Origin of the sequence: Actinoplanes utahensis, assembly GCF_016862455.1 — a bacterium.
Classification (GTDB): Bacteria; Actinomycetota; Actinomycetes; order Mycobacteriales; family Micromonosporaceae; genus Actinoplanes; species Actinoplanes utahensis.
Window position 1 is genome coordinate 1 of sequence record NZ_BOMZ01000037.1, and the last position, 14,935, is coordinate 14,935.

The 14,935-nt window shown below is 62.5% G+C and carries 16 protein-coding genes; 10 read left to right on the forward strand and 6 right to left on the reverse strand.

The window, feature by feature from the left end:
* Nucleotides 1-208: 208 nt before the first annotated feature.
* The 4 genes from Aut01nite_RS13240 (at nucleotide 209) to Aut01nite_RS13250 (ending at nucleotide 4,559) form a co-directional block, all read left to right on the forward strand.
* Nucleotides 209-1,324, forward strand: coding sequence for a hypothetical protein (locus tag Aut01nite_RS13240; protein WP_152628999.1), 1,116 nt, complete (start codon nucleotides 209-211; stop codon nucleotides 1,322-1,324).
* A 437-nt stretch (nucleotides 1,325-1,761) separates the two neighbouring features.
* The gene (locus Aut01nite_RS44275) at nucleotides 1,762-1,893 is read left to right on the forward strand and encodes a hypothetical protein (RefSeq protein ID WP_275409690.1); all 132 of its coding nucleotides are present in this window, start codon (nucleotides 1,762-1,764) and stop codon (nucleotides 1,891-1,893) included.
* Nucleotides 1,875-3,257 (forward strand): recombinase family protein, encoded by a 1,383-nt coding sequence (locus Aut01nite_RS13245; protein ID WP_236643060.1) that lies wholly within the window; start codon nucleotides 1,875-1,877, stop codon nucleotides 3,255-3,257. The genes Aut01nite_RS44275 and Aut01nite_RS13245 overlap by 19 nt, the downstream gene beginning before the upstream one ends.
* 207 nt (nucleotides 3,258-3,464) lie before the next feature.
* Complete coding sequence (locus Aut01nite_RS13250; protein WP_161790728.1) at nucleotides 3,465-4,559, forward strand: TIR domain-containing protein; 1,095 nt, start codon at nucleotides 3,465-3,467, stop codon at nucleotides 4,557-4,559.
* Nucleotides 4,560-4,723: 164 nt separating this feature from the next.
* Here Aut01nite_RS13250 and Aut01nite_RS13255 read toward each other — a convergent pair whose 3' ends face one another.
* From Aut01nite_RS13255 to Aut01nite_RS13265, 3 genes are all read right to left on the reverse strand, one after another.
* The gene (locus Aut01nite_RS13255; RefSeq protein ID WP_201775606.1) at nucleotides 4,724-5,290 is read right to left on the reverse strand and encodes a RipA family octameric membrane protein; all 567 of its coding nucleotides are present in this window, start codon (nucleotides 5,288-5,290) and stop codon (nucleotides 4,724-4,726) included.
* A 217-nt stretch (nucleotides 5,291-5,507) separates the two neighbouring features.
* Entirely contained in the window at nucleotides 5,508-7,904 is a 2,397-nt protein-coding gene (locus Aut01nite_RS13260; RefSeq protein WP_152628997.1) for a P-loop ATPase, Sll1717 family, read from the reverse strand.
* 904 nt (nucleotides 7,905-8,808) lie between these two features.
* The gene (locus Aut01nite_RS13265) at nucleotides 8,809-9,540 is read right to left on the reverse strand and encodes an XRE family transcriptional regulator (RefSeq protein WP_043530536.1); all 732 of its coding nucleotides are present in this window, start codon (nucleotides 9,538-9,540) and stop codon (nucleotides 8,809-8,811) included.
* A gap of 141 nt (nucleotides 9,541-9,681) precedes the next feature.
* On the opposite strand from Aut01nite_RS13265, the gene Aut01nite_RS13270 reads away from it, so the two are divergent.
* Both Aut01nite_RS13270 and Aut01nite_RS13275 read left to right on the forward strand, forming a co-directional pair.
* Complete coding sequence (locus Aut01nite_RS13270) at nucleotides 9,682-9,915, forward strand: hypothetical protein (RefSeq protein ID WP_152628996.1); 234 nt, start codon at nucleotides 9,682-9,684, stop codon at nucleotides 9,913-9,915.
* A 39-nt stretch (nucleotides 9,916-9,954) separates the two neighbouring features.
* Nucleotides 9,955-10,503 (forward strand): HD domain-containing protein, encoded by a 549-nt coding sequence (locus Aut01nite_RS13275; RefSeq protein ID WP_043530532.1) that lies wholly within the window; start codon nucleotides 9,955-9,957, stop codon nucleotides 10,501-10,503.
* On the opposite strand, the gene Aut01nite_RS13280 is transcribed toward Aut01nite_RS13275, so the two are convergent.
* From Aut01nite_RS13280 to Aut01nite_RS13290, 3 genes are read right to left on the reverse strand one after another with little or no spacing between them, the layout of a single operon-like run.
* A complete protein-coding gene (locus tag Aut01nite_RS13280; RefSeq protein WP_043530531.1) occupies nucleotides 10,500-10,958 on the reverse strand; it encodes a hypothetical protein in 459 nt (152 codons plus the stop codon). The two genes, Aut01nite_RS13275 and Aut01nite_RS13280, sit on opposite strands and share 4 nt — an antisense overlap.
* Complete coding sequence (locus tag Aut01nite_RS13285; RefSeq protein ID WP_043530530.1) at nucleotides 10,951-11,427, reverse strand: NUDIX hydrolase; 477 nt, start codon at nucleotides 11,425-11,427, stop codon at nucleotides 10,951-10,953. Before Aut01nite_RS13285 ends, Aut01nite_RS13280 begins: the two co-directional genes overlap by 8 nt.
* A gap of 8 nt (nucleotides 11,428-11,435) precedes the next feature.
* Nucleotides 11,436-12,170, reverse strand: coding sequence for a helix-turn-helix domain-containing protein (locus Aut01nite_RS13290; RefSeq protein ID WP_043530528.1), 735 nt, complete (start codon nucleotides 12,168-12,170; stop codon nucleotides 11,436-11,438).
* 153 nt (nucleotides 12,171-12,323) lie between these two features.
* Between Aut01nite_RS13290 and Aut01nite_RS13295 the strand changes: the two genes are divergently transcribed.
* The 4 genes from Aut01nite_RS13295 to Aut01nite_RS13310 are packed head-to-tail and all read left to right on the forward strand — an operon-like array spanning nucleotide 12,324 to nucleotide 14,806.
* A complete protein-coding gene (locus Aut01nite_RS13295; protein WP_043530526.1) occupies nucleotides 12,324-12,515 on the forward strand; it encodes a hypothetical protein in 192 nt (63 codons plus the stop codon).
* Nucleotides 12,512-12,706, forward strand: coding sequence for a hypothetical protein (locus Aut01nite_RS13300; protein WP_043530524.1), 195 nt, complete (start codon nucleotides 12,512-12,514; stop codon nucleotides 12,704-12,706). The genes Aut01nite_RS13295 and Aut01nite_RS13300 overlap by 4 nt, the downstream gene beginning before the upstream one ends.
* A 40-nt stretch (nucleotides 12,707-12,746) precedes the next feature.
* A complete protein-coding gene (locus Aut01nite_RS13305) occupies nucleotides 12,747-13,067 on the forward strand; it encodes a hypothetical protein (protein ID WP_043530519.1) in 321 nt (106 codons plus the stop codon).
* On the forward strand, nucleotides 13,064-14,806 hold the full coding sequence (locus Aut01nite_RS13310) for an FtsK/SpoIIIE domain-containing protein (protein ID WP_043530517.1): 1,743 nt from the start codon (nucleotides 13,064-13,066) through the stop codon (nucleotides 14,804-14,806). The genes Aut01nite_RS13305 and Aut01nite_RS13310 overlap by 4 nt, the downstream gene beginning before the upstream one ends.
* The last annotated feature ends 129 nt before the right edge of the window (nucleotides 14,807-14,935 follow it).

Consider the following 14,935-nt stretch of genomic DNA (forward strand, 5'->3'; position numbering starts at 1 on the left):
GGGGGTCGCCGCCGTCGATCCGAGTGCCGGCAGCGTCGATGACCGCCTCCTCCAAGTTGCGGCAGCCCAGGCGCCACAGGGCCTCGACGAGCCGCCCAGCGGCTGGCTCGCTCACTATGAGATCAGGCAGGCCCGTGCGGCTCTGGTCATACAGCCTCGCGCATCAGTGCTGCTTCCCGAGCCCTATCCGGCTGCTACCTTGAATAGAGTGGATTTCCACGCCGCTGCTGCGCCACATCTGGAGCAGCTTGAGGATCGTGTGAAGCAACTGCTGGCCGAAGCCGACCTCGAAGCCGCGGATATCGGTGCCGTGGTGCTCCGCGGCGGCGACCCCGTGATCCCGGACCTGGAAGCCGGACTGACTCGGAGCGGACTTCCCGGGGCGGTCGTTCTCCGCGAGCCCCACGCGATCGTGCGTGGTGCACTGCGCCTTACCCAACCGCTGAGCGCCGCTGCCGGCGGAACCGCCGAGACGATGCGGTTGCCGCGGACCCGGCTGACCCTGGCGAGCCTGGCTCGAATCGCCGTCCTTGCCGCGTGCTCCGTTGCGTTGTTCCTGCAGACGGTCACATCCGCGTACGTCTCGAAGATCGGCGGCACGATCGTGTGGGTGCTGTTCCAGGTCGAGAACCTCGGCCTTGCCGCCGCACTCGCGGCCCTCACCGCGTGGGCGGCAGCTCAACTCGCGCCCACCACCTGGGTTCTTGCCAAGCAGGCTGACGACGAGGTCACTACCGGGACTCTGCTGCGTCGTGGCTTCCTGGGCGCGGCGGCTCTGGGACTCGCCATCGCCGGTCTCTGGGGGCTGGGCGCCAGCATCGGTGTCGGCAAGACTGACGAGACCTACTTGACAGTGGCTCTTGCTGCTACGGCGCCTATCGCCCTCAGCGCCGCGGTCATCGCGCTCGTTGCCCCGCGGATTCCCGCACCTTCCTTGCTGGCGTGGCTGCACCGGGCCAGCCCCCCTGTGCTGCCGATCGCGCTGGCTACAGTCGGCGTCTACGCGCAGTGGACGGTGTACACCACCCGTCATCTGCCGTACCTGAATTTCGCTTTCGGGCTTTTGGAGATCGGGGGAGCGGCCCTTCTGGGCGTCGCCACCGCCTTGACAGCGACCCGTCAGCCGTTACTGCGCATCATCGCCGCGGTCATCCTCGGTGTGGGATACGTGCTCGTAGCCGACGTCTCCACCACTGGATATCTCACCATCGCTTACACCGTGCTTCTGGCATGGTGGGCAATAACTACTGCCGTCGCCACTATGATGACCGGCTCAACCGGCATAAGTGCATGGCTTACGCGGATGATTACGCCGCCTAAATAGCAGGTACCGTCGTCCGCTGTTCTGCCGTGAGCGCAGGGTGTGGCTGACCGTTCCGATCCGGGAACAGTAAGCCGCACCCTGTGGCGTTTCCGTGTAACCGGATGCCGGGGCTACCTACCGCTCATGGCTGCCTCCGTCGAGGTTCGCCAACGAGGGCGCGATCCCGTGCAGTGAGCCGAGATCGCAGGGGCCCAGGCAGGTTGAAGTCCGAGTCCAACATGTCTCCAGCTAGGCGAGTTGGCCTGGGCGGTAGCAACATCAAGTAACTACGAGTGAAGGGGGAGTGATGAACCCGGTCGGTGGATTGTGGAAGATGTGGCCATTCTCGGAATCGGGGAAATCTATTGAAAGATCATGTTGCTGATTCGGCGGATTCGCCTGTAAATGGATATGATGGGATAAGCGGATCGACGGGTTCACCGTCGAATGATCATGATGTGATCGTTCCGCCGCTGCCGCCCGAATTCGGTCCGGCGGCAGCCCGTTCCATGTTGCGCCTGCTTGTGTCGATTCATCGCAAGCAAAAGAGTGTTGAGGAAACCGTCAGCAAATGCGTGGAGGAAGAATGATAGTAGACCATGAACGGTTGGAGCGTGAGATCGCAAATGCCGGCTTCACCGCACCCAAGATCTCATTCGCCTTCTATGGCCGGGTCTCAACGGAAGACAACCAGGACCCGGAGTCCTCCCGGCAGTGGCAACTCTCGCTGGCCCGGTCGCTGATCCTGCCGCACGGAGGGCTGATCGTCGCGGACTTCTTCGACATCGGCCAGAGCCGCTCCCTGCCCTGGGCTCGCCGGCCGGAGGCCAGCCGGCTCCTCGCGTCGTTGAAGGACCCGCAGCGAGGTTTCACCGCGGTGGTGATCGGCGAACCGCACCGTGCCTTCTACGGCAACCAGTTCGGCCTCACCATGCCGCTGTTCAGCCACTACGGCGTCCAACTCTGGGTGCCCGAGGTGGGTGGCCGGCTCGACCCGAACAACGAGGCCCACGAGCTGGTCATGTCGGTGTTCGGCGGTATGAGCAAGGGTGAGCGCAACCGCATCAAGGTCCGTGTCCGTACCTCGATGGAGGCGCAGACCAAGCTGGAAGGCCGGTACCTCGGCGGCCGGCCGCCATACGGCTACATGCTTCAGGACGTCGGGCCGCATCCGAACCCGGCGAAGGCGGCCGAGGGCAAGTGCCTGCGCAGGCTCGTTCCGGACCCGCAGACAGCGCCGGTGGTCCAGCGCATCTTCGCCATGTATCTGGCGGGGTACGGGATCTTCGCTATCGCGGAGAGGCTGACCCGCGAGGACATCCTGTGTCCGTCGGCGTACGACCGCGCCCGGAACAAGCACCGTGAGGGAAAGGCCTGGTCCAAGGAAGCGGTCCGGGTCATCCTCAAGAATCCGCGGTACACCGGACATCAGGTCTGGAACAAGCAGCGGACCGACGAGGTCCTGCTCGACGTCGAGGACGTCGCCCTCGGGTACACGGCTGTCACGAAGTGGAACGACCGTGACCAGTGGGTCTCCTCCGAGAAACAGGTCCACGAGGCGCTCGTCGACCAGGTGGCCTTCGACCAGGTGCAGCTGATGATGTCGACCCGGGCGCGGACCGCCACCGCACCCAAGCGGGCGCACCGCTCCCGGCATCCCTACATCTTCAAAGGGCTCATCCACTGCGGTGTCTGCGACCGTAAGTTGCAGGGTCACCACTCGCACGGCACCGCCTACTACCGCTGCCGGTATCCCGAGCAGTACGCCCTGGCGAACAAGGTGGAACACCCCCGTACGGTGATGCTGCGCGAGGACACGCTGGTCGGCCCGCTGGACGCGTGGCTTGCTCAAGCGTGCGCACCGTTGGGATTCAGTTTGTGTCCGAGGCCCAACACTCGGGCTCCGCACACGGTACTCGCGGTTGGTCAGTGGCAGGTCGGCAGTAGCGGCTAGATGGTGATCTGCCGGCAGTACTAGCAGACTCTCGCCAAATAACGCCACAGTACCGGGCGGCGCAGATCCCGCAGAAACGGTTTGACTGCAGTAAATTCTCTTGGGATATCAAGATCAATAGAACGAGCGGGTCCTTGCCGGAGGTGGCCCCTGTAGTCGATGTAATAATGTTGCGGAGTACTCATCGAGGATGATGGAGGGGCCCGCGTGAGTCAGGTTAGGTCGGTTGGATTCTGGAGCTACACCCGCCGCGATGATGACCTCGAAGGGGGGAGAATCCTCAGGCTAGCCGGAAAAATCCAGAACGAGTACGAGTTGATTACTGGAGAAGAGCTTAAACTCTTCATCGACAAGAAAAGCGTCGAATGGGGTGAGGAGTGGAAGCGAGTTACCGATACGGCGCTAACGGAAACCGTCTTCTTTATTCCCATCATTACCCCCAAATACCTACAAAGCGAGGAGTGTCGCCGAGAATTCATCGAGTTCGTTGGTCGAGCAGCGAGCGTCGACGCCAGAGATCTTGTCCTTCCGATCTTGTATATTGACACGCCAGCGGTAAACGATGTGGATACTGCAGATGAGGTTGCGCGCCTCGTGCGCGATACCCAACAAAGCGACTGGCGCACTCTCCGCCTTACTTCCGAGGAATCAGAAGCATATCGGACTGCAATCAACTTGCTCGCACAGCGATTGGCGGATATCACCCGAGAGATGGCAGATCGGCCGCTGCCGGAGTTGGCGGAGGAACAGCAGGATGACAAGAATGAGCAATTGGACGACATAGCGGAAGCCGAAATTGCACTAGAACGGTGGTCCAAGATTCTTCAGGAGCTGGGTGAGGCAACCCAAGATCTTCAACCACTCCTGGAAAAAACGACTGAACAAATTACGGAAAGCGATCGCCGAGGCCGGGGTGCGCGTGGGAGGATTCAGGTCTTAGCGAGATTCGCTGGTGAACTGAAAGGCCCGTCCGATCGGCTATTCGAACTCGGTACCGAATTTGGTCGAACTGCGGTCGATGCGAACCCCGGAGTCATTGCGGCCATTAGTATGGCAAAAACTGCAAGGCAGAATCCTGCCGAGGCCGCAGATGCCGAAGAATTTATTGCGACAGTTCGAGGGCTCGTCGAAATGTCGGAAGATATCGCCACGGCTCTTCGTCAACTGTTGAGCAATATGGAGGACGCCGAATCAGTGTCGCGTGTTGTCAGATCGCCTGTGCGACGAATGAGAAGCGGCCTCGCAGCCATGCTCGATGCACTCACCGTCCTAGACGGATGGATTCAACTCGCTGATGAGTGATTAGATTCGTTCTTTTGTTGCTAGGCGGCTCGATCAATTATCAACTGGGCCGCCTAGCGTAGCGTCAAGGGTATGAACAATTTACTGTTGTACTTCGACGTCCGCTCAGTACGCTTACCGTCTAAAGCAGAAATCTGGACGGTAGTCTTGCAAGTTGAGAAAGTTTAGGCCACCAGCGCTATAGCGAAAGCAGCACCGTAAACTAGCGCAAACATAATTGGAATCCATTGCTCCATATGGCTAAGTGGCCAATACCGTGACGGGTTCCTCCCTTCACCTAGAGCCCTCCACTCAGCGCTCCAATATGGCGACGCAGGTAGTCCTTCCTCCAGCAAACCAATAACAGTGTACTTAGCAGAATTCAGCTGACGATAGAATCGCAAGATCCAGAACCACGCGGCACATTGAATCAACAGCGCCGAGAGGGGAATCAGTAAGTACAAAGGATTCGCGCTTGGTTGATCCTTCCAGAAGACGCCTACCGTTGCAAGGACAAGCGTGTTGAGCGTTAAGAAGAATGAATTGGCAAGACTGCGACGTGCACTGATTCGGTCAGCCATTTCGACATAAATCTTGTACTGCTCAAGTATTGCATTTCGGTATTTCTCTTCGGAGCCGGTGTAGCTCTGGTCGCTGATCGCAGAGGTCCATAGCGATGGACGTATTTCATCAGGACTAGCAACCGTAGTCTTAAGGTAGCGGCCGGCGGATGACCAGAATCTCATGTTCATATTTCGGGCAATTCCTAGATTCGTGGGTTGATGTTGCGAAGAACCATAATCCTGTTGGAGTCGGCGCACCAGGTCAGATACCTAATGGCTGGGCCCCACATAACGAATCCTGTAAGCAGCCGTCGACGTCTGGTGCTTGGTTCGAGTTACACCTTAACCGGCTCGATCGTCTGCGATGCCGCTATAGATGCGACATCTATATCCTGAGTCCTGGATATCAGTAGAAACCGATATCTAGTGCAGCTCTGAAAGCGGGATGAACAACTAGGGAGGCATCGGCAACTTCCGTTTGGAACTGTAGGCGCCTGATGTTGTCTTTAACATGATATGCATACCTAGGTTCGCCCTTTGCGCTTACGACACCGAGAAATCCGAACCACATTAAAAGTTCGATCGTCGCTTTGAGTTCATCGCCGTCGATATTATTCATTGAACGAAGCCGGTCTTCGACATCGGAGATCGATATAGTCTTCGGAGCACCTTCGAATGCGTATAAAACATCCCTCAGTTTTGGATGAGTGTCGGATATCTCGAATGATAAAGCGAGGAGCTGATCCTCCGAGTACCCCTTCTCGGCATATATGATGTCTTCTTCAGTGACGCGCGTGTGACTGCGGTTGATGGCCGTCTGAACCGCTGCGCGAAGGAACTGCAGGAGATCTCTAGGGCGCATGAGGGTACGCTCAAGGATATACGCAAATGATCCGTGACCTTCCACAAGAGGTTCACACAAGTGCGACCACATCTCCTCGAAGTCCCCTCTCAGTCCGGTAGAGGCTTCTATTCTCCGCGCTACAATTTCCTGGAATAATGAGGCGTCTTCCCAGTCAAGCCGGATAGCTGTATCTTTGCCTTTGTCCGGGATTTCGCGTCTAAGGTGCTCATAAATATCAGATCGAAGGAATACAAGACATTCAAAGTGAACGTCTTGTGCCTCTAATTGGTGCTGGAGCTTGCGGGTGGCATCAAGAAGCGCGCGAACAATGAGAATGTCTTCTGAGGAGGTTCCTCTTACAGGCCAGCCCTTGTCAAGATTATCAACGAGAAGCCAAACCGACTGCTTTAGCCTTAGGTACTTCACAACCGCATCTGTCAACTGCCTGAACTCGCCTGAGTAAACGACCTGTGTCAGGCGAGGGCCGACTTCCTCTGGTTTGAGGGATCCTAGTCGGCGGCCAATCCGGTCGACTTGTAGAAGAAGTCGCTGGGAGAAGTCTGATTCCAGTCCCGGATCGTGCTTCTCGTAAATCTGAGCGAGTTCATTGTATGGCGTATTTCGCGCGGGATCAACTTGAGCAATATTCCTATCTGTTTCTAGGGCGCTACGCGCGAGTTCTCCAAGGAGAATGTAGTTCCAGAAGGCAACCATCGTATGCTCCTGGAGGCCTGCGCCCAATCGGTCCAAAACTTCTTCTCTGAGCCTTACGAACTGGTGGCCTTCCGGCTTCAAGTCCAACACCATTCGGTCGTGTCCCCGGCCGATCGAAGTGCGGACGTTATAGAATATAGCTGTTTTCCCTGCCCCCTTACGTCCGATTACTAAACGTGCGTGACCCTGACGGGCTTGCGTTGACTGCCCTGTACTAACGAAATACTGTCGAAGTCCTGAAATTTCGTTTTCAGCAGCCACATCGCCCAGGTCGAGCTTTTGCAGTAAGCCCTGCGATGTCTTTTGCTGCCGGTCCGTTCCTTCTTGCAACCGCTCAAATACGCGGGCAAAGACATCATGGAGCAGGGCGGGAAGATTATTGGGATTGGTCCACGGGAGAACTATGTCCCTGTAGTCAATCGGTTGAACTTCCACTCCCTCTTGAACCATGGCTACAGCTTTACCGGATCCGAGCGCCATTCCTGAAATCAGGGCACATTGCGCATTGTGGGCTAAAGCCTTGGTGCGTTGGGGGGCAAGTAGGTTGGCGATTACGCCGGCCGAACCCGCAACTTGCCGACGAGCCTCATGGAGGGAAAGTCTTGGCGTTTCGACCGGATCATAGGTTCGGAATCGTATAGACGACTTCTTGATAGTACTCTGCAGTCGGATCGTTCCCTCTGTCGGTACGGGACCCTTTAAGAGGTAGATCGGCGACTGCCGAAATTCCTGCGCTGGAACATTAGGTAACGACTTAGCAGCCGGCACTGCCTCTAAAAGTCGCCCGGACAGTTGGTCTGAGTTTGTGAAATCTATGTAGCCTAGAGTGTCCAATAATCCAACCTCTTCGAATACTCTCTTGTCTGCTGAAAAGGTTGGGTCGCGAATAGGGATGACGGGCAGTCCTAGGGACAGGCTGTACCCGATTTCGAACATCACGTTGAAGCTTAAGGTCGTGACGTCGGCTACCACTACGGATGAGGTTCGAAGCGAACGGCAGATTTCGCAGAATATAGTCTGTCCCGGAACGTCCATGTTCTTCCAAGTTTTCCACGCATATGGAGATCTTCTGCCCTCTAGCTTGATGACGGCAGCCTCGATCGTTGAGGCGATCGGTTCGGGTTCAGACGGATATGCAAAGAATACGGTTTTTAGCGCGGATTGGTCGAACGACTGGTCGCATTGGCCGCTCGCATAGTGGCAGTACGACGGCGGAATCAAGATCGAAGGGGCCTGCGGGTCCATGGCAAGACCTTACAGTTGGCTGGAAGGTGATGAGTGCCATCTCTTATGGCGATCCGCCCTATTTTGGGTCGAATGAAGGACCGTCTCCTGTGCTGCCTGGGCGGCTTCGTAGAGGTGGTGTCTCAGGACGTTGAAGGACGCGTAGGCGTAACGAGACGTCCTGATAGAAGCGGTCGGCCTGCCTCGGTTTCGGATGCAGGGTTGTGGGCAGCCGGTATTCAGGTTGCGGGATGGATTGGGACACCGGTGGCTGAGGACCCCGGCCGTCCGTGAGCAGTTTCCGGGCGGTCGGGTGTCACTCGACGGTGTTGCCTCGGCCGGTTCTTGCTGAACGTCGACGGGCGACTGAGTGTGCCGTGACCGTAGATCGGAGTGGTTGTCGTGGAAGGCACCGTCCCTGAGAACGTCCTCCGAATCTCCGCCGGCGCGTACGCAGCTCCCGTGTCGGATCCGATGCCGGGACTTGTTGGGGCCTACGAGATAAGGCTTTTGCTGGGTGTTGGCCGTCAGCGGGCTTTCATGATCACCTGTCGGGACGGGTTTCCGAAGCCGGTTGCTGAGCTGGCGTCGGGGAGGGTCTGGCGTAGGGATGATGTTGTGGCCTGGATCGGGCTGCATCGCCCGGAGGACTATGCGCGGATCACCCGGCGTGAGGCCGAGGGGTTGTGATGGGTCCCAGGGCAAGGATCTCGGGTGTCTATCCCGGCCGTGAGGTGCTTGATCAGATCGGGCAGGTCGAGCGGGACCTCTACGCGCACCTATCGGTCACCGCCGACGGGTTGTGTGCCACGTGTAGGGAGCCGGAGCCGTGCCGAGCTAGGTACGACGCGTTCGGGTTCCTCAACCGGTACGGCGTTCTGCCCAGACGGCGACCCGGCGCCGCCGGTGTCACCGCTTCGGTCGGTCAATCCTTCAACGGCTTTGCTGAGCCCCATACTCGCTCGAACGCGGCGATGTGAGTTGAACTCATGCCGTCGTTGTTGCCGCTGGCCAGATGCAGCACTGGTGCGTGGGCGGCGGGGCTGCCGTACACGTGGGGGTTGACGAGCATTTCGTCGTCGGCGCGGCAGAAGGAGTTGTAGAGCACCGTGTCGTGCAGGCGCACGGTGATGCCGGGTACGCCGGTGAGCGGCTGGAGGTTGACGAGGGCGGTACGGATGCGGACGCTCATGCCGGTCCCGACCCGTTCCTCGGTTCCCCGGTTGGCGATGTGTTGGCCGTCCGGGTCGCCGAGCGCGATGCGTACACGGACGCCGTTGCTCGCCTTGTCCCGCAGGAGGGAGGGCACTGATGCGTCTTCGGCGAGGAAGAGTGCGCTGTACGCGAGGATGTCGATCTCGCGCTCGGCACGGCTGAGAAGGCGAGCCCAAGCGTCCGAAGGCACCGAGGAACGGTGCGGATAGACGATGCGCACCTCGGTAGCCGCCGGGGTGGATGCCGACGGGCGCGGGAGGTTGGGCCACAGGTCGTAGGCGGTCCATCCGGTGAGTTTCACCAGGGCGTCGCGGTGGCGGGGGTAGGGCATGCGGCCGCTGGTCCAGCGTTGGACGGTCTTCGGGTCGACGTCGAGGCGTTCGGCGACGTCGATGACGGTGAGTCCAGCGCTGCGTAGCGCACGGGCGAGTGGGTGGTTCACGCAACGACTCCGATCGCTGGCGAGAGCGTCATCGTAGCCAAGAAGTCCCTAGACGTCCTAGCGCCGCGGTTCACGTTCGGTTACCTACCGCGAAGAATCGTCCTGAGCGGCCAGAGTTGGAGCGAGCGGGGGAGTGGTGACATGAAAGGCGACCGGCCAGGTGCGGACGCTGCACGCACGTCGGCTGACCGTCTGGCGCTGGCCCTCGAAGAGGCAGGCTTCGACGTCGGCCAGGAGTTCCCGGCTCTGCACGACGCAGTGGGACGTCAGGGCACAGCGGTGGTGCGGGTCGGCGATATCTCGCCAGCAGTCGCGGACCGGCTCTCGGCGGTGCTGGCCGGGGTTGAGAACCCGGAGGGCTACGTCGATACATGATCTTGGTTTGCTGCTGGGACGGTCGCATAGTCTGCCTATGTGGATCAGGTTGATCGTGCCCGTGACCTCGCACATTCGCTGCTGGCGGGGCCGATCCCGCGCCGGTGGGCACACAGTCAGGGCGTGGGGCGTAAAGCCGCATCGGTGGCGCACCTGGTCGGCGATCAAGGGGCGGTGATGGTGGCCTCTGCCTGGCTCCACGATGTCGGCTACGCACCCGACCTGGTCGTGACCGGCATGCATCAGCTCGACGGTGCCCGCTATCTGCGCGATGTCGCCAAGGTCGACGACCTCGTTTGCCGGTTGGTCGCTCACCACTCGTGCGCGCACATTGAGGCCCGCAATCGCGGCTTAGCCGAGCAACTGGTGAGCGAGTTCCCGCCGGTGGAGGGCCTGTTGTCGGATGCGATCACGTATGCGGACATGACTACCACCCCGGACGGGGAGCCCGTCGAGGTCGAGCAGCGTCTCGGGGAGATCCTGTCCCGCTACGGCAACGGCGACCTGGTCGCGGAGTCCATCCGGGAGGCGAGCCCGTTGATCATCGGCGCGGTGCGGCGGGTGTCCGTGCTGCTGGCGGCAGGTTAGGAAGCATCGGTACGGGTGATCGAGCCCTGTTCGTCGCGGCTCCACCGTCGGCCGGCGCTGTCGAGGAATTCGATCTGTACGGGTTCGGGCTCGACGTACGTGCGTAGCCACTCCGCCGGCGCCGGGCGCTGGATGGTGCGACCGGGCGGGACGAGACCGACGAACTCCGAGTGGGACTCCTCGCCGCCGCGTGCGGGCAACGGCAACTCCACCTCGTAGATCGGCATGTCGCTCGCGTTGTGGATGTGGAACGCGAGTTCCCGCGTCCCGTCGACCTTGCGAGTGAGTTCCACCCAGGCGCTGATGCGTTCAGCTTGGGCACGGCGTTGGTCATCGGCGCGGTCGGCTTCGCGCCGGTGCTCGCGGCGCAGCAGCGTGAACCCGACGATGAACGCCCCGACCGTCCCGACCGCCGCGAAGCTGTCGGCACCGGCACCGACCCAGTCGCTATCCAAGGTGAATACTGCCCGGCGCGGTGAGGTACTGGTCGACCCGCATCCGCATCGAACGGTCCATCGGCAGTGCAGGGATCTCTGCCGGTGGCACCCAGCGCACCTCGGTCGACTCCGAACTCGGCGTCGGTGCGCCGCCGACCGGCCGGGCCGTGAACACGATCGAGAACTCCTGCCGGGCCTCGTTGTTGCTGGTGTAAAGGATGACGTGCCGGGGGTCGGTGTAGATGCCGACCAGGCCGGTGACCTCGACGTCGATCCCGGTCTCCTCGGCCGTCTCCCGAACCGCCGTCTGCGGCAGCGACTCACCGAGGTCCATACCGCCGCCAGGGAGCGCCCAGTTGTCGTTGTCCGAGCGGCGGATCAGCAGGATCGCGCCGTCGTCGTTGACCACGACGACGTTCGCGGACGGTACGACGCTGTTCGCCTTCGGCGCGGCAGGGTCGTTGTAGTAGTCGATGCGTCGTCCCACGTGTTGCCTCACTCCACCGGTGTCGCGTCGTCCCAGACGCGCTCGAAGCTGTCCAGGTACGTGTTGACCATGCCGCCGCCGGCCACCCGCCGCAGGTGCAGCACCGGGGCTTGCGAAGCGGCGAAGCTGTAGATGTGGGTGTTGACCAGGACTTGGTCGTCGGCGCGGTAGATCGAGTTGTACAGCACGGTCCGGTGTAGCCGGAACTCGATGCCCTCGACACCGAGCAGCGGCCGGTACATCACCAGCGCGTTCTTGATCTTCGCTGCCTGGACCTCGTCCACCCCCTCGTCGGCGCCGCGTTGCGCTACCGACGCGGAGTCCGGGTCGCCGAGCAGGATGCGTACCCGCGCCCCGTTGCGGGCTTTCTCCTGGAAGATGCGGTGGATGCCCGCGTCCTCGGACAGGAAGAGACCGCTGTAGACCAGGACACCGATCTCTTCCTCGGCGTTGTCGAACAGGGTGCGCCACACCTCGGACGGCACGGTCCACCGGTGCGGGTAGATGTTGATGATCTCGCTTTCGCTGGCGCTGGCGACCTGGTCGGAGCTGAGCGCGTCCGGCCACAGGTACACCTCGTCGACTCCGAGACGGGCGGCTACCGCGTACCGATGGCGCCGGTACGGCGTACGCCCGGTGATCCAACGCTCGACGCTCTTCGGGTCGACGTTGAGCACTTCGGCGAGCGCGGCTGGAGTCAATCCGCGTTCCAGCATGGCGGTACGTAGTCGCTCGTTCGGCATCGTCTTCCCGTCAGGACGTCCCGGCAGCCTGACCACCCTAACCAGACGTCTTGGACACGTCCAGCCACGACCTGATCACGTCCCGTCGCCTGATCGCACTCTCAATGGCGTCGATGCGAGCCCTCGCCTCGCCGTACCGAGAGGAGATCAGCAATGGACACTCACCACTTCACCCACGAGGCCCCGGCCTGCCCGTGCGGCGCACAGCTCACCGCCGGACATCCGGCTCTGTGCCGCAAGTGCGTGGCCCGCAACCGCTGGACCCGCCGGCACCAGCCGCGCGGCAGTCACACCGGCACCGATCGCGCCATCCGGACCCGCCGCCGCCGTGGTGGTGACGCGTGACGATCGCCGTCTCCGCCGTCATCCTGCTCGGCGTCTTCGTCTACCTGCTCTGGCGGTACGCCCGGCTGCCGCTCTGGCAGGCCGCCGTCTGCGCGGCCTTCGGCTACTTCCTCGCCTCGTCGTCGGTCGGTCCCGAGGTCGGCAACGGGCTGCGCGCCCTGGCCCGCTTCGTCGCCGGACTCACCCTCTGACATGAGCCCACACCCACCGGAAGGAGACCCGATCCCGCACATGACCCAGGACCCGAACATCCCGCGCCCCACCCTCGACCAGGAGGCCGTCCGCACCCATCTGCACGCCGCCCGCCTACGGGCAACACCGGCAACCATCTGGACCGCCATCGGTGACATCCCGGTCATGCTCGCCGAGCTCGACCGCCTCGCACGCCTGCTCACCCGCACCCGCTGGAACTTCGCCGACCTGCTCGCCGCCGCCCGCGCCACCCTCGCCGCCGACCACGACGGCGAAGCCGACCCGCTGAGCTACCTGCGCGACGCGGTCGCCGAGCACCACGCCTGGGTACGGCCGGATGAGGGCGAACTCGCCGAATGAGATCGTACGGACGCAGGCACCGCCGCTGGAACCGCCGCAACCCGCAACCGCTGCTGTTCGTACCCGATGAGCCGTTGACCCTCGCCGCGCTGGCCGCCATCGGCCGTGCCCTGTACCGCTACCGCTCCGAACTCGCCCCGATCACCACCGCGGTGATCCTCGCGGTCGCCGGACTCATCCTCCACCACACCCACCCTGGAGCGTGGCCACTGATCGCGGCGCTTACCGTGGCCGCAGCGCTGGCCGCCGCACTCCGCGGGGTGCCGTGGGGTCTTACTCGCACCGCCGAACGTGCCTACGCCGCGACGACGACCGCTGTCGCGGGAACCTGGCTCGCCGTCGCAGCGGCGCTCGGACCGGTGCGGTCACCGTTGCTGACCGTCCTTGTCGTGGCTGTGGTCCCGTTCGGTATCCCGTGGTGGGGACACCGGCGACGCCGCGCCCGGGTGCGTGTGGACCGGGTCATCAACGCCTGGCCGAACCTGGCCGAAGTGATCGGGCTGACCGGGTCACGGATCATGTCGGCCGTCGTGGACACCTGGGGCTGGCGTGCCCGGCTGAAACTGCGACCAGGTCAGAGCGTCACCGACGTCGTCACCCGCGTGCCGGCCATCGAGTCGGCCCTCGGCACGAGGCCCGGTGCGGTCCGGGTCGAGCAGGACCCGGCACATGCCGGCCGGTGCACCATGCGCGTCCTGGCGATCGACCCGCACGCCGGGGCGATCCCGTGGCCCGGTCCGACCGCCCGGACCCTGGCCGACCCGATCGAGTTGGGCGTCTTCGAGGACGCGACACCCGTACGCGTCGCGCTGCTGCGCAAGCATGCCCTGATCGGCGGGACCACCGATTCCGGTAAGAGCGGCGTACTCAATGTGGTCCTTGGCAACCTCGCGGCGTGCGCCGATGTCGTGCTCTGGGGTATCGACCTCAAAGGCGGCATGGAACTCCGGCCGTGGGCGCCCTGCCTCGCCCGGCTGGCCACCACCCCGGAGGAGGCGACCGAGCTGCTCGCTGACGCGGTCGCCGTGCTCGACGCCCGCGCACACGCCTCCGGACGCGACAACAGCCGCGTCTGGGAACCCACACCGGCCGCGCCGGCGCTGGTCATCGTCATCGACGAGTACGCCGAACTCGCCGACACCGCACCGGACGCCGTCGGGCACGCCGAATCGATCGCCCGGCGCGGCCGTGCCCTCGCCGTCGACCTGCTCGCCGCCACCCAACGGCCGACCCAGAAAGCTATGGGTGGGGGAGCACTGCGCTCGCAGATGAGCATCCGCGTCTGCCTGCGGGTGCGGGAACGCCGCGACGTCGACCTCATCCTCGACAAGGGCATGCTCACCGACGGCTGGCACGCCCACACCCTCGACGCACCCGGCAAGTTCTACATCCTCGCCGACGGCCACGACCAACCACGCCGCGCCCGCGCCTACCTGGTCACCGACGAACTCGTACGCCAGACCGCCGCCCGCTACGCCGACCAACGACCCGACCTCGACCCGCTGTCCCGCGCGGCGATCGACCACCAACCGAAGCCGATCGAACCGCCACGACCGGCAGCCGACGACCCGGAACAGACGCTGCTGACAGTCCTTGATCAAGCGCCCGCCGACGGGCTGACCGCTCGGGAACTCATCGACCTCACCGGCATGGGACGCACCTGGATCTACAACCGGCTCCAAGCCCACGCCACCACCGGCCGCGCCCGGCAAGTCACCCGCGGGCACTGGCGCACCTGACCCGAACGTCCGCGCGGACGTCCGTCCGCTCGCGCGCGTCTGCGCATAACAGCGCGCGGACGGACAACGGACGGACGACCGCGCGGACACCCCACCCACGACCCGGAAGGAGGCCCGACGATCACCACC